Below are 25,067 nucleotides of genomic sequence, written 5' to 3' on the forward strand. Positions count from 1 at the left end.
GCAGTGTTGACGCGCGGTCGCCGGATCATGTCGATCCGGCAACCGCGCGCAACGCTCCAAAATCGATCAATAGTGGAACCTGAACTCGACGCCCACGCGGCGCGGGGTCAGCACGCCGCGTGAATAATAGCGTTCGACCACGTCGGTGCGGACCTGGTTGTATGACGATATGTCGTTGCTGATCGCGGTCACCGCATATTTGTCGAAGATGTTGTCGGCGAACAGCCCGACCTCGAACGGCTTGGTAACGTAGGTGAGCGAGGCGCTGTGCGTCACATAGCCCGGGATCGCCTCGCCATTGCCACGCAGGCCAACCCGCGAATAGATCTCGCCGCGGTAGATGGTCGCCCAGGTTGCCTCGATCTTGCGGCCGTCGCCCAGCGGATAGCTGTAGTTGAGCTGCGCGCTGCCCGAGTTCTTCGCTGACCCCGGCAGCCGATCACCGTTAAAGGCATCGGATCGAATGCCCTGGCTCACCACCAGCCCGGTGACGTCCTGCGTGAGATGTGCGTCGACGTGGGAGTAGGTGCCTGTGAGCGTGAGGTTCGGCGTGATCTTTACCGTGCCCTGGAAGTCGAAGCCCTGCGACACCGCCTCGGCACCGTTGACGGTGATTCCGATCGCGCCGTTGACCGTCTGACTCGGCACCTGCACCCCCGACCATTTGACGTGATAGCCGTCCAGCGTGAGCAGGAGCCGCTTGTCGAACAGGCTGGCGCGGACGCCCAGTTCCGCGTTGCGCGTGCGATCGGGACCATAGCCCACCTCGTTGGGCAGCGCGCACAGCACCTGCCCACCCGCCGCGGCCCTGGCCAGATCCTCCGGCGTGCAGGCGATGACCTGGTTGACGCCGCCGACGCGGTAGCCCGTCGAATAGGTGGCATAGGCGAGCAGATTGTCGCTGAACTTGTACGAGGTGTTGGCCTTCCAGACGATGCCGTCCTTGCCGGTCGAGCCGGGCTTGAACCGGTTCGCGTTGATCGTCGTGGACGGAAAAGCGCCGATGCCGACGCCGATCAGCGGCAGTGCCGACCCGCCGACGATGGTCGCATCGTATTTGAAGTAACGGATGCCGCCCGTCACCTGCCACGCGTCGGTCAGGTGAAGCGACGCCTCGCCATAGAGCGCCTTCTCGACGTTCTTGCTGTTGAGCTTCGAGACATATTCGAGATCGTCGGGCCGCCCTGCGCCGGCGAAGTCCGAGAAGCCCGGCGTATATTCGTGCCGGTCGCTTGCATATTTCTGGCGGTTGTAGAAGCCGCCGATCACCCAGCTAACCGGGCCGCCATGCGTGGAGACGAGGCGTACTTCCTGGTTGAACTGCTTATATTTGCGTTCGTTGTTGGCGTAGGACGAGAATGCAGGAAACGCCTCGTAGCCATAGTCCAAGTCGAGCAGCAGATCGGTGTTGTCGTCGACGCTGCTGATATGCTGCTTGGTATAGGCGGTCGTGCTGACGAGCTGGGCGATGCTGCCCAGATTGATATTGAACTCGGCCGAGAACAGGTCGGCGCTGCGATCGACGGGCTCCAGATATCGGAACGGCGCATCGTACTTGCCGGTACCCAGCACACCGGCGCCATTCGCCTGGCGCCCGCCGGTCTTGGTCGTCTGGTGCGCGTAGGTCAGGTACGCTTTGATATTGGGGTTGTATTCGAGCAGCAGCTGGTTGCGCGTGGTGAAGGTGTGCTCGTAGTTCACATCCTCCTTGCGCTTGAAATTGGCCGCATAGTCGGCGGTCGTGCCGAGCGAACCGGTCGAAGTGGACGTCGCGCGGCCCGGCTGCGGATTGGAGATGCCCGGCTGCTGCAGCAGGTAATCATAGTCGATGAAGCCGGCATTGTCGTAATAGCCGGTCGACGTGCGGAAGGCGATGTGATCCCTGACGATCGGCACGTTGATCGCGACGTCGCCGACCCCGCCGAAATCGTCCGAATGCGACTGCGCATAGCCGCGGCCATGGACGTCGATCGAGAAGCGGTCGGTTTCCGGGCGATTGGGAATGTAGCGCACCGCGCCGGCCAGCGTGCCGAGCCCGTACAGCGTGCCCTGCGGCCCTTGCAGCACCTCGACCCGGTTGACGTCGATCAGCTTGAAATCGAGGTAGAGCGGGACCTCGCCGAGATACACGCCGACCGAATTGCCGGCATTGGCACCGAACACGCTGGTATCGCCGGACGCGATGCCGCGCAGGATGATGCCACCGGTCGATCCCGGCCCGGTATCCGCCACGGTGACGCCCGGGACGAAGGAGGCGAGCGAGCGAACGTCGTCTAGCCGCTGCGACTGGATCGTCTCGGCGGAGATCGCACTGATGTTGATCGGCGCGTCCTGGAGCGTGGTCCGGCGTCGGCTGCCGGTCACGATGATCTCGTTGGGGTCGGACTCTGCGGTTTGCCCCGCGGTGGACGCGGCCGGCGCCTGTGGAGCATCCTGCGCCAGCGCGGGAAGTCCAGCCACGCTCGCCAGCGCCGTCGCGCACAATAAACCCGCGCGCGAGAATCGTCCTGCCATCTAAGCCCCCTTGGTACGTAAAACGCTATCGCCTCTCCATGTTCTTCCTGACGACGTCGGCGCCTCGTCCGGGGCCAATCGCTTGGGTGCAGAGTGTGGATATAATCGGCGGACCAACATGGGGCGTTTGACGTAAGCCGGTCGCGCATCCGGACCGGGGTGCGGCAACGATCTACGTCAAACGGCGCATGCCGCGCGCGGGCGCGGAACGGTATTCAGTAGCCATGGATCGTCACGCCACTTCTCGCGCGATACGCAACTCACTTGGCCTGGTTTGCGCGCTGGCCATGATCGCGCCAGCGCAGGCGGAGCGGCAAACGCGGGCTCGACTGGTAGCCTGCGGTGAGAACAGCTGCTTGCGGCTGTCGGGATATCGGGCGCGGGCAGACATGGTCGTCAGGATCGGAGAGCGCGATCTCGCCGTCGAGGGCGACCGCGCATGGCAGGCTACGGTGCCGCTGAATGTCGCGCGTGCCTGGCCGATCGCCCGGAATTATGCGGTGCGATTGGCCTTTGTCGATCCCGATGCGGGGACGGAGCGGGTCGAGACGGTCATGCTGCCGCCGGGGTCGCTGGGATCCCGCACCGAGATCGCGTCGCTGATCATCAGCGCCCGCTGAGGCTCCCGTAATTGTCGCGCGCTTGTGATCGTGCCGGGGCAGTCTTACATTATCGTTACCTGATCGCCGGAGAGCGATAGGCCCGCGAACGCAGGAGACGATGATGAAGATTGGCCTGGCGGCATGTGCCGCAATTCTGATGGCGACGCCTGCCATTGCCGCGCCCGGCGGAGATCCCTTTTCGGCCGACAGCGCCGTCCTCAATCTCAGCGGGATCGATCTCGCCAGCGTCGAGGGACAGCAGCGTCTCGCGATCCGTATGGACAACGTCGCGAACGCGGTGTGCGGCGAGGGGCTGAGTTCGATTCACCTGACGCTCGGTGCGCAGGCACGCGGATGCCGTGCGGACGTGATCGCCGACATGCGGACGCGGATTGCTGTGGCAACGGCATCGCATGATCCGGCGCGTGGCGTGCAGCTCGCGTCGCGTTGACCGTTTGACCGGGGTGCGGCCGGATCGGTTCGCGCCCCGGTTGCGCTCCGTTAAATGGCGTATGGCTGGCTGGGTTGCGGCGGCTACGCTTTGCGCATGAAAAATACGGTCCCGATACATGGCAAAGGCCGTGACCTCCTTCGCGCGAGTGCGCTGGTCTGCGTGGCGATGATGTCGATCGGCGCGGCCCCGACCGGTAGCGCGCCGCGGTTCACCCATTGGATCGATGGCACCACGCCCGGCGAATCCGAGACGCAGGTGCAGCGGATCGATGTCGATACGTTCGTCATCCGCCAATCGGTCAGGACCAATTTCGAGGCGCCCTTCCTCTATCTGCTGTTCGGTACCGATCGCGTACTGCTGATCGACAGCGGTGCAGGCGGGCTGAAGATTCGCCCGACGGTGGACCGATTGATCGCCGACTGGCGTGCGCGGCACGGCGATCGGCCGGTCCGGCTGGTCGTCGCGCACTCGCACTCGCATGGCGATCATCATGGCGGCGACGCAGAGTTTCGCGATCGGCCGGATACCGATCTGGTCGGGCTTCAGCCGCAACAGGTTGCCGCCTTTTTCGGCATCCGCGACTGGCCGAACACGATCGGCCGCTACGACCTCGGGCATCGCGTGCTCGATATCATGCCGACCCCGGGGCACGAGCCCGCGCACATCATGATCTATGACGCGCGGACGCGGCTGATGTTTTCGGGCGACATGCTGTATCCCGGCAGGCTCTATGTGCCACGCGATCGGTTCGACGTGTTTCGTGCGAGCGCGGTTCGGCTGGCGGGCTTTGCCAAGACCCATCCGGTCCGCGCGTTGCTTGGCGCGCATATCGAGATGACGACGACGCCCGGGCAGGATTACCCGATGGAAGCGGCCGCCCATCCGTCCGAACACGGCCTTGCGCTGCCGCCGTCGGCGATCGACGAACTGGAGAAGGCGGCCGCCGCGGTGAAGTCGCCGCCAGAGATCGACCGCCATCCCGACTTCATCGTCTATCCGGTCGAGCCCAAGCCGGTTTGACGTTCAGGATGCGCCGATCATGGTGCGGTAGCTCGGTTCCCGATCGTCTTGGGTTTGCGCCACCACGACATCGTGTGCGCGTCATGCGCGGTCGTCCATACGCCCGCGCGCGTATAGCGGAGCGCGCCGCTACCGGCGGGTGCGCCCATACGCGCCGTGATCGCAAGCGATGTGGGGTCGATCACCACGAAGGTCTGCCCGGCGGTGGTGCGCAGCCACACCTTGCCGCCGCCGGTGTCGATGTCGCCGTATTTCAGCGTCTCGTCCACTTTGACCCGCCCTGAGACCGCGGCAGTCGTCGGATCGATCCGGGCGACCGTGCCGTCACCTTGTTCCTGGACCCATATCGATCCTTCGCCTGCCGCCAGGAAACCGGGTTCGCGGCCAAGCGGGGTCGTCGCGACGACCGCGTTGGTGGCAGGGTCGATCTTTTGCAATGTCTGCTGCGTGCCGCTGACGGCCCAGAGCGCCCCCATGCCGAAGGTCAAATAATAGCTGTCGGGATTGGTCGGAATCGACGCGGCGACGGCGTTGGTGGCGGGGTCGACGCGCGCGATCACGCCCTTCGCGTCGCTCGCTACCCAGATCGATCCGGCGCCGGCGACGACGTTGAGTTCGCCCTTCGGGTTGGCGATCCCGGTCGCGATGACGGCGGTGATCTTCGCGGTCTTCAGGTCGATCCGGGTGAGCGTGAAATCCTCGCAGTCCGCGACCCATAGCGACTTGAACGCAATGGTCATCGCGCCGCACGGATGCGCCAACGGCACCTCGGCGCGCTTGCCCTTGCGGGACCAGCGTTCGACCCGGCCGCTGTTGGTCGCCCAAACCGTCTTGCCATCGACCGCCAGAAAGTCCGCGAAGCCGGGCACGGGAATGACCTGCTCGCGCGGTTTGGCGGCGAAGGCAGGCGCTCCGGCCACGACGATGCCGAACACCACGGCGGCGCATTTCATTACCATTGTCTTTTTCAATCTGTGGCGCCCCGTAGTTGTTCGATAGTGCCGATCACGCAGTGACCTCTGCATCGGAATCGGACTGCCGCGCCTTGACCCGGTCGATCAGCGGGCGTGCCGGAAACAGGAACTGTTCCGGGATCGACAGCCGTCGACGCTCGTCCTGGCCCACCAGTTCGGCTTCGCCGCTGCGGTACGTGCCGAAGATGCGGTCGAGCAGGATCAGCGAATTGCCATAGTTGCAGCGCGTGTCCTCATAGGCCACCGAATGGTGGAGGCTGTGATTCCGGATCGTGGTGAAGACGAACGCGTACCAGCGTGGCGGATCGAACCGCGTGTTGGCGTGCGCGAAGGTCGAGACCACCGCGAGGATGTTGAGCGCGCAGAAGATCGCGGCCTGCGGCAGGTCGAGCAACGCGATCACGCTGAGGCTGATCAGGAACAGTTCGAGCGGATTGCCGACCGCGCCCTTCATCGCGTTGAGCTGCGTCAGGTGGTGATGCGGCGCATGCGTCGACCAGAAGAACGACTGGTTGTGCATCAGGCGGTGCAGCCAATATTGCCCGAACTCGATCAGCACGACGACCAGCGCGACCTGCACCACGAACGGCAAATGCATCGCCCACGGCGTCGCGATGCCGAGCGCACGCTTGGCGGCCATCATCGGCTCGTCGGCGAAGGTCTTCGTCGCCCAGGCGATCACGGTGTAGCTCAGCACCACGTAGAAGACGTCTGTGAAGAACTCCTGCCTGGTCAGGCGCCAGCTCGAATGCCGCTCCTTGACCCATTCCAGCGCCTGGATCAGCCCGGTCGTCGTCAGGGTCGCGACTACGATCGACCAGGGGTTCAGGATCCAGTCCGCGGGGCCGAATGCCCAGAACAGGATGATCGCCGCGACCATCACGGGCTGCACGTAGCTCAGAAGCACTTTCTGCATCATAGGCCCCTGTTTGGTGAAAACCGCCGCACTGCGCCGTGACGATAGGATGGGAAGGCGACCGTGGCAGGTGTGCGAATGACGTACGCGGGCGGCTAGTCGACGGTGATCCCGTGGCGCTCTAGGAAGTCGCGCGCGGGCGCCAGCGCGTCGGCGTGGAGACGCCAGCGATCGATCGAGTCCCGGTAGAGCGGCCGGCGGACCTGCGCGGCGCTAGGGGTCGAGACCGGCGCCGTGTTGGTATGGAAATCGAGACAGGCGTTCGACCATTCCAGTCCGCAATGGTCGAGCAGGCGGGCGGTCTCTTCGCGCTGGTTGTCGACGAGCGTCTCATACCGGAGTTCGAGCACACGGCCGGGCAGCACCTCGCGCCACAACGCCATCATGCGGTCGAAGCGTTGGTAATAGGCGGCGATGTCGAGCAGGTCGTAGCTATAGTCGTAATAGCGCGAGCCGATCGCGAACAGGTTGCGGAAGTTGGCGAGGATCGTGTCCATCGGGTCGCGGCGAAGGCATACGATCGTCGCGTTGGGCAATGCGCGCGCGATCATGCCGGCATAGAGAAAATTGCCGGGGAATTTGTCGACGACGCGAGGTTTCGTACCCGAGGCGTGGGAAGCGGCGCGCGCGAGATAGTCGCGGCCGATCGTGCCTAGGTCTGCGCTGGCGGCGGCGCGGATCGTCTCGGGGTCGAGCACGGTTCGGCTGCGCGTTCCTGCGGCGGCTTTGACGGCTAGCGGCATGGCCTGGAGTTCGCCGGCGCTCTCGACCTCGGGGTGCGACGACAGGATGCGGTCGACCAGCGTCGTGCCCGTGCGCGGCATGCCGATGATGAAGATGGGGGACGCCTGGGGCGGATCGGAAACCTGCGCGCTGGCGAGGATCGGCCAGCACGCCTCGACCGCGTCGAAATTGGCGGCGTCGTCGGCAAAGCGATACGGCAGCGTGGCGCGGTGCTCGGCGTTGGTCTCGGCGAGGATGGCGAACGCGGCGCGCGGGTCGGCGAGGTCGTCGATCTCCTTGGCGAGCGCATAGCCCAGCAGCAGGCGATCGTGCGGTGACCGCGTCGCCTTGCGTACCGCCGAGAGCCGGTCGACGTGGTTGCGGTCCGGTGTCTGGCGGCGCAACCCTGCCAGCAAATGATGCGCGCGGGCATCGGTCGGCGCCAGCGTAAGCAGCGCCTCCAACGCCTGCTCCGCCTCGTCCTGTCGCCCGAGGAAGCTTAGCGCCGCGGCCTGGTTGTAGCGGAACGCGGTGTTGGCGGGCGCTCGTCTCACCGCCTCGACGAAATGGGGAAGCGAGGCGGCATGATCGCCGAGCCGCGCATAGACGCAGCCCATCGTGTCACGCCCGAGCGCATCGCCCGGGGGCGACCGCTCGGCGGCGGCAAGCGCCGATGCGGCGTCCGCATCCCGTCGGACAAGCGTGTAGAGGCGTGCGAGTTGGGCCTGAAATTCGCCGCACCCGTCAAGCGTGACGGCCGTCTCGATCAGGTCGATCGCGATGCGTATCTTGCCAAGCGCGGCCGCGCTGATCCCAGCGAGAAAATGGGCTTCAGCTGCGTCCGGCGCTTCCGTGCGCCAGCGGGTTGCGGCGGCGAGCGCGCCCTCGTTGTCGCCACGCGCGAGTGCCGCTCGGATAGCTGTGGCGCGGGTGGCCCTGCTTGCGGGTCGATCCATGCTCGCTCGACCTAGCGCGTCAGCGTGGTGACGGCGATCGCCGTTGCCGACGCGCGGTTCTCGACACCCATCTTCTCGAAGATCTGCTCGAGATGCTTGTTCACGGTGCGCGGACTGATCTCGAGGATCTCGCTCACCTCGCGGTTCTGCTTGCCTCGGCTGATCCAGAGCAGGACCTCGGCCTCACGCGAGGTGAGGCCGTGCTGGGCGGCGAGCATCGCCTGTTCCTCGCCTTCGTGGCGCTCGGTCAGGCGGAACACCCATTGGTCCGCTGCGGTGTTGCGCAGCAGGCCGGCTTCCAGCGTGCGATCGCCGGCGGCCACGGTGACGCGTGCACCCGGCATCGGCGGGCTTGCCTGCAACAGGCGGAGGGCTGCGAGGAAAGGCTCGGGTAGCCCGCCGGACGCGCAGGACCAGCCGGGGAACAAGCGTTCCAGCATCGCGCTAGCGGCCGGGGTCAGCCATTGCGGTTCACCGGTGCCATCGACCGCGAGGGCCGGCCGACCGCTCATATCGAGAGCCAGTTGGCTGCCATGCGCGACGCGCGCGGTGGCCAGGTGAACCCGGATGCGTGCCAGCAGCTCCTCGATAACGATCGGCTTGCTGACGAAATCGATGCCGCCGGCGTTGAGCCCGCGGACGACATGCTCGGTCTCGGTTAGCCCGGTCATGAAGATGATCGGCAGATGCTGGAACGCCGGAATGGCCTTGATCCGCAGGGTCGTCTCGAACCCGTCGAGATTGGGCATCACCGCATCCATCAGGATCAGGTCGGGCGTGATGTTCTTCAGCAGCGCGAGCGCGGCTAGGCCATCGATCGCGATCAGGACGGTCATCCCGGCGCTCTCGATGATCGTGGTCAGGAACCGCAACGCCTCGGGGGTGTCGTCGACGACCAGGATGACTGGTCGTGCCGCGTCTGCGGGTTCAACGCGCTGCATCGTCGAGCGTCTTCTGGAGCGAGGCGAGATCGAGGTCGCGCAACTGGCGCCGGAGCACCGCGACCAAGGGGGCGGTGGTCGGTATCGTCTGCTCGAGCGTATCGAGTGCGCTTTCCAACCCGCGGAGGTGACCGATCCTTGCGAGGTCCCGCAAGCGATCGAGGAAGGGCAAGGCCGCCGCCGGCAAGGGGGGCAGGTCTGCTGGCGTGTCGGGTAGGTCGGGCAATGCTGCCTCGTCCCAGCGCAAATCGAGCTGCGTGCCGATCAGCGAGATCAGCGCGTCGAGTTCGACCGGCTTCGTCACGAACGCATTATGGTTGCTGCGACTCTCGCCACCGATGTGGAGTTCATGCACGTCGGCGGACACCATCACGATCCGCAGCGCCGCGCCGTGCGTCGCGCGCAGTCGGGCCGCGACATCCCAACCGCTCATCCCCGGCATCTGGATGTCGAGCAGCACGATATCGGCGGGCGTGCGCTCGGCCAGCAGGAGCCCCTCCGTCCCATTCGCCGCGGTATGCACGACGAAGCCCAGCGCGGCGAGCAGCGCCTGGAGGATGGCACGCTGCGCAGGATCGTCGTCGATCACGAGCACGGTCCGCGGCGGTCCCGCATAGCCGGTGATCCTGGCACCTTGCACGGGCGCGCGCAACGCGACCATCGGGGCGGGCAGCATGATGCGGAAGCGGAAACTGCTTCCGACTCCCGGCGTGCTTTCCACCGCGATGTCGCCGCCGAGCACGCTGGCAAGGACGCGTGTGATGGCGAGGCCCAGCCCGATGCCGGGCTGACTTTGCGCCTCCGCCGAGTTGCCGCGCTCGAACGGTTCGAACACGCGGTCGAGATCGCCTGCGGCAATGCCGATGCCGGTATCGCGCACCTCGATATCGGCGACCTGGCTGCGGTAGCGGACCTTGACGGCGACGCTGCCCGACTGGGTGTATTTGATCGCGTTGGAGACGAGGTTGATGAGGATCTGGCGCAGGCGCTTTTCATCCGCCTTCACCTGCGCGGGCAGCCGATCGTCGATTTCGAGCGTCAGCGCCAGGCCCTTGGCGGCGGCCTGCATCCGGAACATGTCGACGATGTGGTCGAACAGCGCGCGGATGTCGATCAGGTCCGAGCGGATCGTCAGGACGCCGCTCTCGATCCGCGAGATTTCGAGCAGCCCTTCGACCAGATTGGTGACGTGCTCGGCGGAGCGACGGATGATCGTCCCGACTTCCGCGCCCGACAGCGTGTCGTCGCGTTCCAGCAACTGCGCATAGCCGTAGATGACGTTGAGGGGCGAACGGATCTCATGGCTGACCGCGACGAGGTAGCGGGTCTTCGCCTCGTTGGCGGCCTCCGCCGAGACCTTGGCGCGCTGAAGCTCGGCCAGGGTCGCCGCATGGGATTCGTTCGCCGCGGTCATGATCCGCTTGGACGTGAGAGCGTGGCGATATAGGCGCGCCAGCCACCCAGTGCGGTGATGTCCTCGGCGCCGACGATCGCGCGTGGCTCGGCGACGAAGCCCTTGACGACCGATCCGTCGGCAAGCGTCACCGAGCCGATCGCAAGGGGCGCCGGGACCTCGACGACGAAGCTGCCGAAGGCGGCCACGTCGAGCTCGTAGACTTCCACCGCGATCGCGGCACCGTCCTCTTCGCCAACATGGATCAGCGCGGGCTTGGGCGGCGTGGAGTTGGCCATCGCGTATAGCCGATAGGTCGGCGCGGTGGTGGTGGCACTGACCAGACGCGCTTCGCGGGATGTCAGCTGCCAGTGGAGCGGCATGCCGTCGAGGTGGGCGCCGACGACGGCGAGTTTCACGGTTTCCATACTGTCCTCGATATTCAGGGGCGGGGGTGGGGGAAGCGCGGCGACGGCGAGATAGGCCTCGCCGGCGTCGAGCAGGGCCTGATCGGTCCAGGCGGGGGCGATCAGCGTGATGCCGAAGCCGGTCCCGTTGTCGCGCCAGCCAGCTGGAAGCGCGAGCGCGGCCATGTCGAGCAGGTTGACGAAGTTGGTATAGAGCCCGAGGTTGCTGTTGAGCGCGATCGGTGCCGCGCGCATCTCGGCGATCCGGTAGATCGTCGGCGTGGTCGGCAGCGCGAGCAGGTCGATATCCTGCCACATCGCGTCGGCGATCCGCTGAAGCGCGGCAAGCCGATACTGGCCCTCGAACACGTCTACGCCGCTGACGGAACAGCCGGCTTCCATGATCGAGCGCACGGTCGGGTCGATCGCCTCGGGGTGCGTATCGAGCAGTGGAAGGGCCGCTGCGGTGCGTTCCGCCACCCACGGGCCGCCGTAGAGCAGCATCGCTGCCTCGCGGAGCGGCGCCATGTCCACCTCGACCAGTTCGGCGCCGTTCGCGGCAAGCGTTGCCAGCGCCTGTTCGTACAGGCGGGCGGCGGTGGCATCGCCGAGAAAGATACGCTGGTCCGGCGCGGGTACGCCGATCCGGCGGGCGGCGACGGAGCGGTCCTCGCGCGGGCGGGAATAGGGATCGGCGGGATCGAAGCCGGCCAGCACCGTGTCGATCGCGCGGGCGTCCGCTGTCGAGTGCGCGAGCACGGTGATGCAGTCGATCGTGCGGCACGCCGGCACCAGCCCGGTGGTGCTCCAGCGGCCCTTGGTGGGTTTCATCCCGATCAAGCCGTTGAACGCGGCGGGGACGCGGCCTGAGCCTGCGGTGTCGGTACCGAGCGCGAACGCCACCAGTCCGGCCGCGACCGCGACTGCCGAACCAGAGCTCGATCCGCCGCTGACATAGGCCCGGTTGAACACGCAGGCGGGCGCGCCGTAGGGGCTGCGGGTGCCGTTGAGCCCGGTCGCGAACTGGTCGAGGTTGGTCTTGCCCATTGGAATCGCACCCGCGGCGACCAGCCTCTCTACGACCTCTGCCGACACGGACGGCGTATAGGCGAAGTCGGGGCAAGCCGCGGTGGTCGGCACGCCGGCGAGATCGATATTGTCCTTGATCGCGAACGACACGCCGGCGAGCGGCAGCACCTCTCCCGCGGCGATCCGTGCATCGACGCGGTGTGCGTATGCCAGGACATCGGCGTCGGCGATGCGGGTGATCCACACCGCAGGCTGGATTGCGGCATAGGCGTCGATGCGGGCGAGCGCGGCTTGGGCGACGCTGACCGCATCGATGCGCCCGGACGAGACGGCGGCGGCGATCGGGCCGACTTCGAACGGTTCGTCCATCATGCCACCTCCACCGCTAGCATCGCGCCGCCGGGCGAGAGCGGTTGCCGTTCCTGGACGTAGATGCGGCGTATCGTCCCCGTGACGGGGCTGATCACGGGCGATTCCATCTTCATCGCCTCGATGATGCCGATGGTGTCGCCTTCCGTCACTTCGGCCCCGACCGCGACCAGCAGCTTCCACAAGCTGCCGCCGAACGGGGCCTCCACCAGTTCGCAGCCCTCGGGCAGGTCGATCTCGACGGTGGCGCCGCCGGCGTCCGCTTCCTCGGTCAGCGCCGCGACACGGTCGAATTCGCCGTTGCGCTCCCAATCGGCACGCTCCTCATCGAACGCTGCCTGCCGCTGCGTCTGGAAAGCGGTGATCGACGGGGCGTTGTCGGCAAGGAAGGCACGGTATTCGGAAAGGCGGAACACCTCCTCCTCGATCCGGATCGCGCGCCGGCCGAGCGGGAAGTCGCGGCGCCACTCGGTGAGTTCGTCGTGGCTGACCGGGAAGAAGCGGATGCGGTCGAAGAAGCGCAACAGCCAGGGCTTGCCGTCTCGAAACGCGTCGGTCTGGCGCCAGGCGTTCCACACCTGGATGGTGCGGCCGAACAGCTGGTATCCGCCCGGTCCCTCCATGCCGTAGATGCACATGTATGCGCCGCCGATGCCGACGACGTTGGGCGGGGTCCAGGTGCGCGCGGGATTGTACTTGGTGGTGACGAGCCGGTGGCGCGGGTCGATCGGGGTCGCGACCGGCGCGCCGAGATAGACGTCGCCGAGGCCCATCACCAGATACTCGGCGTCGAATACGATCCGCTGCACGTCGTCGATGCTGTCGAGCCCGTTCACGCGGCGGATGAACTCGATATTGTCGGGGCACCACGGCGCATCGTCGCGCACCGATTCCATGTATTTGTCGATCGTCTGGTAGATCGCCGGGTCTTTCCACGACAACGGCAGATAGATCACGCGTGAGGGGATTTCGAAATCGTCGAGCCCGCCGAGGCGCTCTTCGGCCGCGGCGAGTGCATCGAGCAGCGATGCCTGCGAAAGTTGCCGGCTGTCATAGTGGATCTGAAGCGAGCGGATGCCCGGCGTGACGTCGATGATGCCGGTGAGCGCGGCCTTCTCGACTTCGAGCATCAGCGCGTGAACGCGGAGCCGGAGTTCGAGATCGAGCATGATCGGGCCGTATTCGACCAGCAGGTTGCGATCACCCTGCTGGCGATAGGTTACCGCCGGACGTACGCCCTGCGCTTCGATCGCACGTAGGATCGGCGAGCCGAGATGGTCGCCCGCCTCAACCGGCGGGGGCGGCGCGGCGAGCGTGGCGACGAGCCGGTCCTGCGCCTGCTCGGCCGCCACCGCCGTCGCATTGTCGATCGGTGCGAAGCGTACGCTGTCGCCCGGTGCGAGCTGCCCGATCTTCCAAAGATCCGCCTGCGCGACCACGAACGGACAGACGAAGCCGCCGAGCGAGGGACCGTCCGGGCCGAGGATGATCGGCATGTCGCCGGTGAAGTCGACCGCGCCGATCGCATAGGCATTGTCGTGGATGTTCGACGGGTGGAGCCCCGCCTCGCCGCCATCTTTGCGCGCCCATTGCGGCTTCGGCCCGAGCAAGCGGATGCCGGTGCGGTTGGAGTTGTAGTGGACCTTCCACGCCGTGCTGCGCAGCATCGCGATGTCGTCGGGGGTGAAGAAATCGGGAGCTCCGTGCGGGCCGTAGAGGACGGCAAGCGTCCATTCGCGCGTAATCGCCGGTCGGTCGGCGAGCGCGAGCGTTGCCGTAGGCGCGCTGGGCAGTTCGGTTCGGGCCAGATGCAGCGTGTCGCCGGTCATCACCGCGCGCCCGGCGTGGCCGCCGAACTCGCCGAGCGTGAAGGCGCTGCGGCTGCCGAGGAACAGCGGCACGTCGAGTCCGCCGGCGATCGCGATATAGCCGCGCATGCCGCCACCGGTGACGCGCCCGATCTTGAGAATCTGGCCTGCTGCGATGTCGATCGGCTCGTAGGACGACACTGGCGTGCCATCGACGACCGCACCGAAATCGGCGCCGGTCAGGCAGATCCGGGTGGCGACGTTGAACAGCAGCGTCGGCCCGGCGGCGGTGATCTCTAGACCCGCGGTGCCCTCCGGATTGCCGACCAGGCGATTGCCGAGGCGAAAGGCGAGCGCGTCCATCGGTCCCGAGGGCGGTACGCCGACGTCCCACAGGCCGAGCCGTCCGGGATAATCCTGGACCGTGGTAGACGCACCGCCCGCCAGCACGCGGATCGACCGTGGCGTGTAGGCGATGTCGGCGAGCGCTCGGGTGGAGACTTTGCCGCTGGTGAACGCTGCCGAGCGTACGACTGTGCGCAGCCAGTCGAGGTTGGTCTCGATCCCGGCGATCGACGTGGCGTCGAGCGCGTCCTGCATCGCCTGTACCGCGGCGTCGCGGGAGGGGGCGGTGACGATCAGCTTGGCGAGCATCGGATCGTACCAGCTCGACACCTCCGTGCCGGCGGCGATCCAGCTGTCGACGCGCGGACCTTCCGGGAACGAGACGCCGACAAGGCGGCCCGAACTGGGGCGATAATCCTGTGCGGGATCCTCGGCATAGAGGCGGACCTGGATCGATGCGCCGACGGGTTTCGCCGCGAACCCGTCGAGAAAGGTGAAGTCGCCGGCCGCGCCGCGGACCATCCATTCGACGAGGTCGACGCCGGTGACCTGTTCGGTGACGCCGTGCTCAACTTGGAGGCGCGTGTTGACCTCGAGGAAGAAGAAGTCGTCACGTTCGGCATCGTAGAGAAATTCTACCGTGCCCGCCGAGCGGTAATCTGCGGCGGCGGTGAGCCGGACAGCGGCGGCGATCAGCGCCTGGCGTGTCGCGGCGGGGAGCAGCGGGGCGGGGGTTTCCTCGACGACCTTCTGGTTGCGGCGTTGCAGCGAGCAATCGCGTTCGCCGAGTGCTACGACGTGGCCTGCACCATCGCCGAACACCTGCACCTCGATGTGTCGTGCGCGGGCGACATAGCGTTCGAGGAATACGCCGCCGTCTCCGAAGTTACCTGCGCCGAGGCGGGCTACGGTGGCGAAGCCTTCGCGGATATCGGCTTCGTCCGCACAGACCTTCATGCCGATGCCGCCGCCGCCTGCGGTAGCCTTGAGGATGACGGGATAGCCGATCCGCGCCGCCGCTTCGATCGCCGCGGTTTCGTCACGGAGCAGGTCGGTGCCGGGCGCGAGCGGTACGCCCTGCGCGGCGGCGAGATCGCGCGCGGTGTGCTTGAGTCCGAAGGCGCGGATGTTGTCGGGGGTCGGACCGATGAACGCGATGCCGCGCGCGGCGCAGGCCTCGGCGAAGGCGGTGTTCTCGGACAGGAAGCCGTAGCCGGGGTGGATCGCCTCGGCACCGGTCGCTTCGGCAGCCGCGAGGATCGCTTCCACGTTCAGATAGCTTTCCGCAGCCGGTGCGGGGCCGATACGGACCGCCTCGTCGGCCTGGGCGACGTGCGCGGAGCCGGCATCGGCGTCGCTGAATACTGCGATCGAGCTTACGCCCATCGTCTTCAACGTGCGGATGATGCGGCAGGCGATCGCGCCGCGATTGGCGATCAGGACCTTTTTGAACATCACGCCGAAACCTGCATGCGCACTGGCGTTGGATTGAAGCCGTTGCAGGGATTGTTGATCTGCGGGCAGTTGGACACGACCACGATGACGTCCATCTCGGCGCGCAGGTCGACCGTAAGCCCCGGCGCGGAGATGCCGTCGACGATGCCGAGCGTGCCGTCCGCCTCGACCGGCACGTTCATGAAGAAGTTGATGTTCGACACCATGTCGCGCTTGCCGCGGCCGGCGCGGATATTGGCGTCGAGGAAATTGTCGACGCAGCTATGCTGGGCCTTGGTATGGTGGCCGTAGCGCAAGGTGTTGGACTCGCACGAGCAGGCGCCGCCGATCGTGTCGTGATACGCGACGCTAGTGCCGGTGATCGTCATCATCGGCCGGCCTTCGTTGGACAGCAGTACCGCGCCCTCGCGCAAGAACAGGTTGCGCTGCGCCGCGATCGTGTCCTGCGCGCTATACCGCTCGGAATCGTCGTCGTCGGCGTACATCAGGAAATCGACCGCCTGATTGCCTTCGAGATCGACGATGCGCAGCGTTTCACCAGCGGCGACACGGTGCATCCAGGGGGCGCGGGCGGGGACGATCTCGTCGTGGCGGATGGTACCGGGGAGGGGGGGAGTGGTCATGTCGGTCCTTCAGCGCGCGTAGAGATCTTCGGTGTTCAGGAAGGCGCGGAGCCCTTCCGGCGTCGCGGTGCGTACAGGGTCGTCTTCGGCGGCGGGCGCGCCACGCCACGCCGTCGCGCGCAGCGGAGTCACCGTGAAATCGGCGCGGGTGTCGAGCACGTGCGGGCAGTTGGCGAGTACGACGACCAGGTCCATTTCCGCGCGCAGGACGAGCGTCCGGCCGGGCGGGAAGGGCCCGATTTCGGGCAGGGTGGCGCCGTCCTCGGCGATCCGGACGCCCTTGAACCAGTTGATGCAGGGGTGGACGTCCTTGCGACCGAGCCCGTGCCTGGCGACACCCAGCATGAAGCGGTCGCGCGCGTTCGGATGCGCGCCGTAATTCTTGCCGTCGCCGTAAGCGCGCGCGTTGGACGCCTCGTTCGACGCGCCGCAGAACGCGTCGTGCGTCCCGGCGTCATCCTCCAGGATGGTCATCATCACCCGGCCCATGTCCGACAGCAGCAGCCGGCCCGCACCCAGATAGCCGTTCCACTGCACCTTGAGCGTGTCGGCGACGTTCAGCCGTTCGGTCGGCGTCTCGGCGTTGAAGACCAGCATCGAGGCGCAGGCGTCGCCGGCGACGTCGATCAGCCGCAGGCGTGTGCCGCGGGCGATCCGGCGCGACGTGTAGCCCGCTGGCGCGATCGTCTCTTCCCAGACGGTGTCGCCGGGCGCGTCGTCGGCAACGGCGGGGAGGGTGGGCATCGCCTCCACCCGGGTGCCCGTCATCGCGCGGGCGTGATCGCGGGCGCCGTACGGATCGGCGGTCGTGGTGGTCATGCTAAGGGTCTCCGTAGAAGATCGGGCCGTGGAAGGTCGTCGCCGCCGATCGCGTCGACCAGCGCTTGCGGTGGCAGCGTCTTGCGATCGAGCGGCAGGTCGTAGGTGGTGGTGGCGCCGAAGCGGTGCGGCGCGTGCGGATCGTGGCGGCGCTTGTCGAAGGCGAGCACGCGCGTGCCGAGCTTGAACGCCTCACCGATGTCGTGCGTCACCATCACGATGGTCAGCCCGCGCTCCTGCCAGAGCCGCGTGATGAGCGCGTGCATGTCGAGGCGGATGCCCGGATCGAGCGCGCCGAACGGCTCGTCGAGCAGCAGGATGCGGGGATGCTTGACGAGCGCTTGGGCAATCGCCAGCCGCTGCTGCATGCCGCCCGACATCTGTGCCGGATAAACGTCGAGGCTGTGTTCGAGACCGACCGCTGCGAGCATCTCGACCGCGGTGTCGCGCGCCGCGCGCCGCTGCGCACCGAACAGCCGCGCGGCAAAGGGCGCCTGCGCGCATTCGATCCCGAACATCACGTTGCGTAAGGCCGTGAGATGCGGGAACACCGAATAGCGCTGAAACACGACGCCGCGATCGGGGCCGCATTCGGCGCGCATCGGTTGGCCGTCGAGCAGCACCTGGCCGCGGCTCGGCGCCTCCTGGCCGAGGATCAGGCGGAGGAAGGTGCTCTTGCCGGCACCCGAGGGGCCGACCACCGCGACGAAGCTGCGCTCGGCGATCTCGAGCGAGACGCGTTCGAGCACGACCTTGTCGCCATATTCGACCCAGATGTTGCGCATTTCGAGAAGCGGAGTCACCGGCCGGCTCCGTGTGCCCAGGGGAAGCCTCGGCGGCTGACGAACAGCAGCAGCGCGTCGGCCGCGATCGCGAGCAGCGAGATCCAGGCGACGTAAGGCAGGATGATGTCCATCGCGAAATAGCGCCGGACCAGGAAGATGCGGTAGCCGAGCCCGACATCGGAGGCGACCGCCTCGGACGCGATCAGGAACACCCAGGCGGGCCCCATCGACAGCCGCAGCGCCTCGATCAGGCGCGGCATCAACTGCGGCAGCGCGACGCGGATCGCGAGCTGCCAGCTATTGGCGCCCAGCGTCTGCGCCTTGACGGTTTGCTCGACCGGCAAATTGGCGACGAAGCTCGTCAGGTCGCGTGTCATGAATGGCGCGATGCCGATCGCGATCAGCGCGATCTTCGACGCTTCGTCGAGCCCGAGCACGATGAACAGGATCGGCAGCACCGCGACCGGCGGGATGACCGCGATCACCGCGACCATGGGGCCGAGAACGGCGCGCGCGAGCGGCATGACGCCGAGCAGCAGGCCGAGCACCAGCGCGGTCGCGGTTGCGATGGCGAGGCCGATGCCGAGCCGGTACAGGCTCGCCAGCGTGTCGGCGACGAGGATGATGCGATCGGTGGACGGATCGCGATCCGTGGTGAAGCCGCGAATGGCCTGCGCCATCGCCTCGAAGGTCGGCAGCACCTTGTCAGAGGGATTGTCGAGGTGGCGCGCCTCGGAGGCGAGCAGGTAGACGAACAGCAGCGCCACGATCGGCAGCGCGCCCAGGAGCAATCGTGCCCCGCGGCCGAGGCGAATGTCGACGAGCCGGGTCAATGCGGATGCCCAGGCGCAATGCTCCGGGCGCGCTTGTCGGGCGTCGGCATGGCGGAATGTGTTGGCAATACGCTCATTTCATTCCCCGATTTCACGCATGGCCAAGGCATGCTCCTCCGTTCGTCGGAACGGCTGTCCCGACGGTGCTCGTCGTCTGTGTCTGCCCCCGTCGTGCTGGCGTGAGGCTACAGCTTCCCGTCCGCCGCCAGCTTCATGTAGCTCGGGTCGAACCGCAGCTTCACGTTCTTGGTATCGCCGAGCGTCTTGCCGCCGGCGAAGGTGATGCCGATCGTATCGACGGATTTCGCGCTCGGACCGAACAGGCCGTGCGCGAAGCTGAACTGCCGGACCCGGTCGGTCACGGTGATCAGGTCCGGGTTCTGCGCATAAGCGACCGCGTCCTGCGGCTTCGCGTACAGATGCGTCGTCTTGAGCTGTTCGTCGAAACTCGCCTCGGTCGTGCCCGCGGCCTTTGCCATCGTGGCGCGCGCGGCGCGGCCCGCGGCGTCGTTGCGGGTCATGATCGCCATCGTCTCATACCAGATGCCGGCGAGCGCCTTGCCGAGGTTCGGATTGGCCTTCAGCGTCGCGGTGCTGACGTTGAGCGTGTCGAGAATTTCGTTGGGAATCTTCGAGCTGTCGAAGACCTGCGTCGCGCCCGGCGTCGCACGGATCGTCGACAATTGCGGGTTCCAGGTGACGACGGCGTTCACGCTCGACGATGCGAACGCCCCGACGATGTCGGCGTCGCCTGTGTTCACCGTCTTCACGTCAGCGAGCTTCATGCCGCTCAGTTCCAGGCCGCGCGCGAGCAGGAAATGCGACACCGACAGTTCGACCAGCTTGACCGAGCGCCCCTTGATGTCGGCCATCGTCCGGCCGTTCTTGAGCACCACGCCGTCATTGCCGTCGGAATAATCGCCGATCAGCAGCACGGTGGTATCCTTGCCGCCCGCCGCCGGAATGGTCAGCGCATCCATCGTCGTGCAGACCACGCCATCGAGCTTGCCGGCGGCGTATTGGTTGACGGATTCGACATAGTCGTTGACCTGAACCAGCCGGATCTGGATGCCGTATTTGTCGGCCCATTTCTTCACGATCCCGGACTGCTGCGCATACGCCCACGGCATCCACCCGGTGTAGATCGACCAGCCGATCGCGAAATCCTTCTTCACGATGCCGGCGTCGGTCGCCGATCCCGACGGCTTGCTGCCGCAACCGCCGAGCGCGAGCAGTACAGCGACGGCTGCAACGCCATTCAGCCACGGTCGAGACACCATCAAGCACACCCCTTAGCCACCCGGTGATGCCAGTGCGCCGCCGTCCTCCGGTATGACCGGGAACAGGACGGCATATGCAGGCATCACCCTTTGGCGACGTTGGCGTGCCAGGGATCATCGATGAAGACATAAAATAATGATGAAAGGCATAGATAAAATCTATGCCCTGCGTTGTGCCCTATGCCTTCGGGTGACTTCGTCCAAAAACAACTGTGTGGCGGTATCGCGTGACGGCTCCGCCCGCGCGAGCAGGAAGATGTCGTAGGCGGGCTCCGCATCGGCGTAGAGCAGCGGCCATAATCGCCCCTTCGCGACGGCGTCCGCGGCGGCGAGCACGGGCAGGAAGCCGATGCCGACGCCGAGTGTAATCAGTCGAGCCGCCTCGTTGATGTCCTCCGCATGGCCGTTCGCCTTCGTGCCGAGACGGTAGCGACGGCGCAGGCGGGTGATGGTGTCGAGTTCGTCCTCGCCGGTCAGGACGAAGCCCTCGTCCTTCAGTTCGCCCAGCCGCTCGACGCGGTGGCCGAACAGGGGGTGGCTGCGCGCGCAGTAGAGTTGCTGGCGTTCGACGAACAGCGGTTCGTAGACCAGGCTGCTCCGCGCGTTGCTGTCGTAACCGACGCCGATCTCGGCCTCGCCATGCTCCAGCGCGTCGAGCACCGCGCGCCAGGGCGAGACGCGGATCTCGATATGGATGTTGGGATTGCGGCGGTGGAAGCTGGCGATCGCTTCGTCGAACTCGGTGGAGGCGACCGCCGAAATCAGCTGGATGCGGACGATGCCCTCGACTCGCTTGGTCGCCTGCGCGACCTGGTGCGGCACCATCCTCGCCGCTTCGAGCATCTCCTCGCAGATACCGAGCAGGGCGGTGCCCGCGGCCGTCATCTCGACGCCGGACGAGGAGCGGTTCAGCAGCTGTTCGCCGACCTGTTCCTCCAGCCGTTTCAGCGCGGCGCTGATGCTCGGCTGCTGCTTGTTCAGTTTTCGGGCGGCCGCGCCGATCCCGCCGGCGCGAACGATCTCGACGAAGGTCCGCAGCAGGTTCCAGTCGACCCGACTGGCGAACGTCTTGTCAGGCAGGAATGCGCTATCGACCAAACACATGGCTCCAGGATCTTGGAGCGCATCCTTAGCCGCGCGGCGTTCATACGCAACGTGCGCCCGGAATTCATGGGGGAGCATCGGGAACCCGGTCGATCGTCGCGACGCTACGCGTCCAGCAGGCGTCGTCGGAACAGCGCCTTGATCCGCCGATCTTCGAGAACCCGCCCGATGACGTAGAGTGCCGCGAACATGCCTGCGAAGACATAGGCGGGGGTCGGCGAAGGCTTCTTGTCGTCCTCGTCCGCCTTCTTCTTCTTTTTCGGCGGGTCGGGTTCAGGGGCGCCCAGCGCCTTGTCGATCGGGTTCAGCACCACGGGCGGCTTCTTGACCTCGGGCTTCTTGCCCTTGGCTGCGGTCCTCGCCTGCTCGAACTTGCCGAGGACGATCGTCGCCTGGGCGAAGGCGAGAAACAGGAAGGGCGCGAGGAAGCAGAACAGCAAAGCGCGGCTGGCGAGGCGGTATCGCAACATGAGGCCGGGCGCGTCCGGTTCGATCCGCAGGACGCCGCCATCGAAAACCGCCATCTTGTCCTGGGCGGCCTGACTTTCCTTCCGAAACGTCAGCGTGTCGCCTGCCCGGTCGTGGGTCGTCCCGGTTTGTTGGAACAATGGGTCGAGCCGTTCGAAGGCGTCGTCGACGGACTGGCCCGGCACGAGAGGAAGGCTGCCCTCGACATGCCAGATCCCGTCGATGAAGCGCCGATACACCGAATATCCTAGCGATGCCCGGGGGGACGTTGCATCGAACGCCGAAGCCCGGTCTGCCGAAACAGCTCCGGTCATTCTGCCGGTACCATTTGGCCCGGTACCGTTGGAGCCGGCACCATGGCGCCCATCGACCGCCGACCGATCCGTTCCCTGGCCGACTTCCACCCTTCGGTGAACGTGTAGGTCATCGTCTCACGGACCGACATGGGGCGACCGCCCTCCATCCCGAGCAGTTCGGCTTCGCCGTCGACGCAGGTCCCGAACAGGCGATCGATGATCACCCAGGTGTTCGAATAATTGCTGCGGCTCGCCTCAAAGTCCTGCGAGTGATGCACGCTGTGATGCTCGGTGGTGTTGAACAGGAAGCGCCACCAGCGCGGCGAATTGAAGCGGACATTGATGTGCTGGTAGGTGCCGACCGCCAGGCCGAAGGCCCCCGCGAGCAAGGCGGCGCGCGGCACGAAATCGAAGAATCCGCCGATGCCGAGCCCGATCAGGAACAGCTCGACCGGATTGCCCACCGCGCCCTTGTTGACGTTGAGCTGCGTGATGTAGTGATGCGGCGCGTGCGCCAGCCACAGCGGATGCCAGTTGTGCATCCCGCGGTGCATCCAATATTGCCCGAAATCGAACACCAGCGAGATCATCAGTGCCTGCACCAGCAGAGGCAGGCCGGTGAACCAGGCGAACTTTTCCCAGTCGAACGAATGCTGGATCGCCTCGATCATCGCGCCGTCGCCGATATAGCTGTCGATCAGGCGGACGACGGTAAAGCCGATCCCGACATAGAAGAGATCGGTGGTCAGCTCCTTCCAGGTCAGCCGCCAGCTTTCATGGCGCGGGGCGAGCCATTCGAGCCCCAGCAGAAGGAGCTTGAAGCCGATGCCGATACCGATCGCGGTCGACGCCTTGGCGATCGAATTGGGCGCGTAGAACCAGAAGGCGATCAGCGCGAACAGCATCGTCGGCTGGAACCAGGTGAAGAAGATCTGCTTCACCGGGCCGCCCTCGACCTTGGGAATGTTTTCCCAACCCACGATGACCGGCGCCTGTGCTCCGATGATCCTCTTGCCGACGCGAACTCCGTTCATCTTGTCCCCGCGATATCAAGTCTCGAGGGGTAAATGCCCGAGATCGCGGGGCGACGTCATACGTCATCGGACGTATATCGTAGGGGATAGGGGGCAGGACGGATGAGCTCTGACAGGTACAATTTGAACCGTGCCGAGATGAAGTACGCCTCGTTCAAGCAACAGGACGTGGCCGTTCTACTGGGCGAAAGACGCCGACATCCTGACCATGCGAGCCGCGCCGACACAGAGGGTCGTGCCACCCGTCGCCCAATATCGCCTGTTCGTCAGGTTGTCCTCGTTCACGCGCGAGGTCAGTGTCCTGAGCCCCTTCGGATCGTCTCGGTCTAGTCGCCTAAAGCGTCCGGCGCGGAGCTGCCATGATATAGTCGAACGCCTTTTTGGCGATCTCCCAGGGGCCGGCGGGCATACTCAGAGTCGGACTGGCGCTGTGGTGGCGCGAGCGAAGCCGTCTATTTCGAACCCGGTCGATGGCGATCGCAATGGGCTTCCCCGACGCGGCGGTAGGGGAGCCAAAGAGAACGGCGGGTCTCTACGGCGTCCTTCGGTGCCCGGTCGGCGACTGCGAAGGCGAGCTGGGACAGACGGCATGAGGGACGGTCGGGAATGTCCGAGATGGAGAGGCTAGCGGACGTCCCGATGCCGCTTCATCGCGGCGACACTGGCGGGCTCGGCTGGGCTCGGAGAGACGACGTGTGGGGGAGCGTCTTCGCCCTGGAGGAGCCGGAGGATGGCCTGCCAAGTTTCAATCTGGGCATCATGGAAGGCGCGGACGTAGCTGGAGAACTCGGGTCATCCCTGTCGGCCAAGACGCCGTGAAGGTTCGCGTGATCGAACGCCGGTCCGGCCCACTGGCTGCGGATTGTTTCCATGTCCCCGAGGGCGCTAAGCTGGAGCGCTTCCGTTAGGTCCGTCCGGCAATTCTCATCCAGTCGCTGACGGGCCTCTCGTTTCTTTTCGAGGGGGGCGAGCGGTCCACCATAGCTCCTGTTCCAGCTCCAGGTCGTCGGCTTTGAAGGCGGTGACGAGGTAGGCGATCAAGTCCAGTGTGAGCGCGTCGACCGTCCCTGTAACCTCCCGGCCCTCTACGGCCTGGACGGCGAGGGCATGGCGCACGTCCGCTTCGAAGCGCGTGGTGGCTTGGTCGTACAATCGGAACGCTTCCGGCGTCATGTAGCGCTTGGGCCGCAACGGGAGCTTCACCTCCCGCTGTCTGGCGTTCGGGAGAAGCGCTCGGATGGCTTCTGGAAAGGTGCGACGAAAAACGAGGTGGCCTGTCGGTTCATCGAACCCGGCCGAGCGACCCGCCGGTGACGGAGTTTGCCCCATTCCGCGTACCGGATTTGGGAGCGTAACTCGCGGCAATGTGGAGATCTTTCGTCGTCTCAACCCCATGGGGGGAAGATGGTGCCGGAAGAGGACTGTGAACTTTCAAATAAGACATTTAAGTCATTGATAAATATGGCGACGTAAATTGGCGATACCAACAGAGGTACCAACACCAACGTCTGAATTTCGATGGTTTGGCATGAATTTTAGTGAAATTTCTAGAGGAAAAATACGTCGTGATGCATGGTTTTCGGATCAATAATTTGCACGATTCGCAGCTTGTCGTTCGGGGCCCTGCCGACGCTTTTGGCTTCTAGGATGCGTCCCGGTGTGACGCGGGTTTTGCTTGCTATAGGCGAAGCTCTGTCCGGCAGGTTATTGGCAATGCGCTGGTTGTCGAAAGTTTGAGCTTCGGAAGCACGATCGCGCCAAACAGCGTCTCATACCGGCACCAACAAAATGGCGCGCCTTACCAATTTGTGCGACGGCCGATTCTGGAAAGAACAATTGAAAATCGGCGCCACCGTGGCAGCGAAATCGTCGGATTAGCGGCCTGGATATGGACATTTGATCGGCATTACCCATTAATC

The 25,067-nt window shown here is 65.7% G+C and carries 19 protein-coding genes; 3 read left to right on the forward strand and 16 right to left on the reverse strand.

All coding sequences use genetic code 11. From position 1 onward, the window contains the following. Positions 1-66 precede the first annotated feature (66 nt). A complete protein-coding gene (locus tag VH567_RS06955) occupies positions 67-2,514 on the reverse strand; it encodes a TonB-dependent receptor (protein WP_423324479.1) in 2,448 nt (815 codons plus the stop codon). Between the two features lie 389 nt (positions 2,515-2,903). Here VH567_RS06955 and VH567_RS06960 point away from each other — a divergent pair, with 389 nt between their 5' ends. The 3 genes from VH567_RS06960 to VH567_RS06970 all read left to right on the forward strand — a co-directional run bounded on the left by VH567_RS06960 (position 2,904) and on the right by VH567_RS06970 (position 4,590). Further along, a complete protein-coding gene (locus tag VH567_RS06960) occupies positions 2,904-3,134 on the forward strand; it encodes a hypothetical protein (RefSeq protein WP_423324481.1) in 231 nt (76 codons plus the stop codon). 103 nt (positions 3,135-3,237) lie between these two features. Then, the gene (locus VH567_RS06965; protein WP_423324483.1) at positions 3,238-3,567 is read left to right on the forward strand and encodes a UrcA family protein; all 330 of its coding nucleotides are present in this window, start codon (positions 3,238-3,240) and stop codon (positions 3,565-3,567) included. 96 nt (positions 3,568-3,663) lie between these two features. After that, on the forward strand, positions 3,664-4,590 hold the full coding sequence (locus tag VH567_RS06970; protein ID WP_423324485.1) for an MBL fold metallo-hydrolase: 927 nt from the start codon (positions 3,664-3,666) through the stop codon (positions 4,588-4,590). A 17-nt stretch (positions 4,591-4,607) separates the two neighbouring features. Here the strand turns inward: VH567_RS06970 and VH567_RS06975 are convergent, their stop codons facing one another. The 15 genes from VH567_RS06975 to VH567_RS07045 form a co-directional block, all read right to left on the reverse strand. Continuing rightward, the gene (locus tag VH567_RS06975; RefSeq protein ID WP_423324487.1) at positions 4,608-5,543 is read right to left on the reverse strand and encodes a YncE family protein; all 936 of its coding nucleotides are present in this window, start codon (positions 5,541-5,543) and stop codon (positions 4,608-4,610) included. 52 nt (positions 5,544-5,595) lie between these two features. Further along, complete coding sequence (locus tag VH567_RS06980) at positions 5,596-6,480, reverse strand: sterol desaturase family protein (RefSeq protein ID WP_423324489.1); 885 nt, start codon at positions 6,478-6,480, stop codon at positions 5,596-5,598. A 95-nt stretch (positions 6,481-6,575) separates the two neighbouring features. Next, positions 6,576-8,159, reverse strand: coding sequence for a sulfotransferase (locus VH567_RS06985; RefSeq protein ID WP_423324491.1), 1,584 nt, complete (start codon positions 8,157-8,159; stop codon positions 6,576-6,578). Between the two features lie 11 nt (positions 8,160-8,170). Next, positions 8,171-9,100: a response regulator gene (locus VH567_RS06990; protein WP_423324493.1), complete on the reverse strand. Its 930-nt coding sequence runs from the start codon at positions 9,098-9,100 to the stop codon at positions 8,171-8,173. Next, positions 9,087-10,514, reverse strand: a complete 1,428-nt coding sequence (locus VH567_RS06995) for a hybrid sensor histidine kinase/response regulator (RefSeq protein ID WP_423324495.1) — start codon at positions 10,512-10,514, stop codon at positions 9,087-9,089. The genes VH567_RS06990 and VH567_RS06995 overlap by 14 nt, the downstream gene beginning before the upstream one ends. Further along, positions 10,511-12,298, reverse strand: coding sequence for an allophanate hydrolase (gene atzF / locus VH567_RS07000; protein WP_423325014.1), 1,788 nt, complete (start codon positions 12,296-12,298; stop codon positions 10,511-10,513). Before atzF ends, VH567_RS06995 begins: the two co-directional genes overlap by 4 nt. Continuing rightward, a complete protein-coding gene (gene uca, locus VH567_RS07005; protein WP_423324497.1) occupies positions 12,298-15,906 on the reverse strand; it encodes an urea carboxylase in 3,609 nt (1,202 codons plus the stop codon). Before uca ends, atzF begins: the two co-directional genes overlap by 1 nt. Beyond that, the gene (locus VH567_RS07010) at positions 15,906-16,529 is read right to left on the reverse strand and encodes an urea amidolyase associated protein UAAP2 (RefSeq protein ID WP_423324499.1); all 624 of its coding nucleotides are present in this window, start codon (positions 16,527-16,529) and stop codon (positions 15,906-15,908) included. The genes uca and VH567_RS07010 overlap by 1 nt, the downstream gene beginning before the upstream one ends. 9 nt (positions 16,530-16,538) lie before the next feature. Next, positions 16,539-17,348, reverse strand: a complete 810-nt coding sequence (locus tag VH567_RS07015; RefSeq protein WP_423324501.1) for an urea amidolyase associated protein UAAP1 — start codon at positions 17,346-17,348, stop codon at positions 16,539-16,541. Beyond that, positions 17,345-18,133, reverse strand: a complete 789-nt coding sequence (locus VH567_RS07020) for an ABC transporter ATP-binding protein (protein ID WP_423325016.1) — start codon at positions 18,131-18,133, stop codon at positions 17,345-17,347. The genes VH567_RS07015 and VH567_RS07020 overlap by 4 nt, the downstream gene beginning before the upstream one ends. A gap of 14 nt (positions 18,134-18,147) precedes the next feature. Beyond that, positions 18,148-18,966 (reverse strand): ABC transporter permease, encoded by an 819-nt coding sequence (locus VH567_RS07025; RefSeq protein WP_423324503.1) that lies wholly within the window; start codon positions 18,964-18,966, stop codon positions 18,148-18,150. Positions 18,967-19,151: 185 nt separating this feature from the next. Next, positions 19,152-20,246, reverse strand: coding sequence for a putative urea ABC transporter substrate-binding protein (locus tag VH567_RS07030; RefSeq protein WP_423324505.1), 1,095 nt, complete (start codon positions 20,244-20,246; stop codon positions 19,152-19,154). Between the two features lie 159 nt (positions 20,247-20,405). Beyond that, positions 20,406-21,350 (reverse strand): LysR family transcriptional regulator, encoded by a 945-nt coding sequence (locus tag VH567_RS07035; protein WP_254686229.1) that lies wholly within the window; start codon positions 21,348-21,350, stop codon positions 20,406-20,408. A gap of 104 nt (positions 21,351-21,454) precedes the next feature. Then, entirely contained in the window at positions 21,455-22,057 is a 603-nt protein-coding gene (locus VH567_RS07040) for a hypothetical protein (RefSeq protein WP_423324507.1), read from the reverse strand. Between the two features lie 71 nt (positions 22,058-22,128). Beyond that, positions 22,129-23,148 (reverse strand): sterol desaturase family protein, encoded by a 1,020-nt coding sequence (locus VH567_RS07045; protein ID WP_423324509.1) that lies wholly within the window; start codon positions 23,146-23,148, stop codon positions 22,129-22,131. Between the last annotated feature and the right edge of the window lie 1,919 nt (positions 23,149-25,067).

This window comes from Sphingomonas sp. 4RDLI-65 (assembly GCF_049472435.1).
GTDB lineage: Bacteria > Pseudomonadota > Alphaproteobacteria > Sphingomonadales > Sphingomonadaceae > Sphingomonas.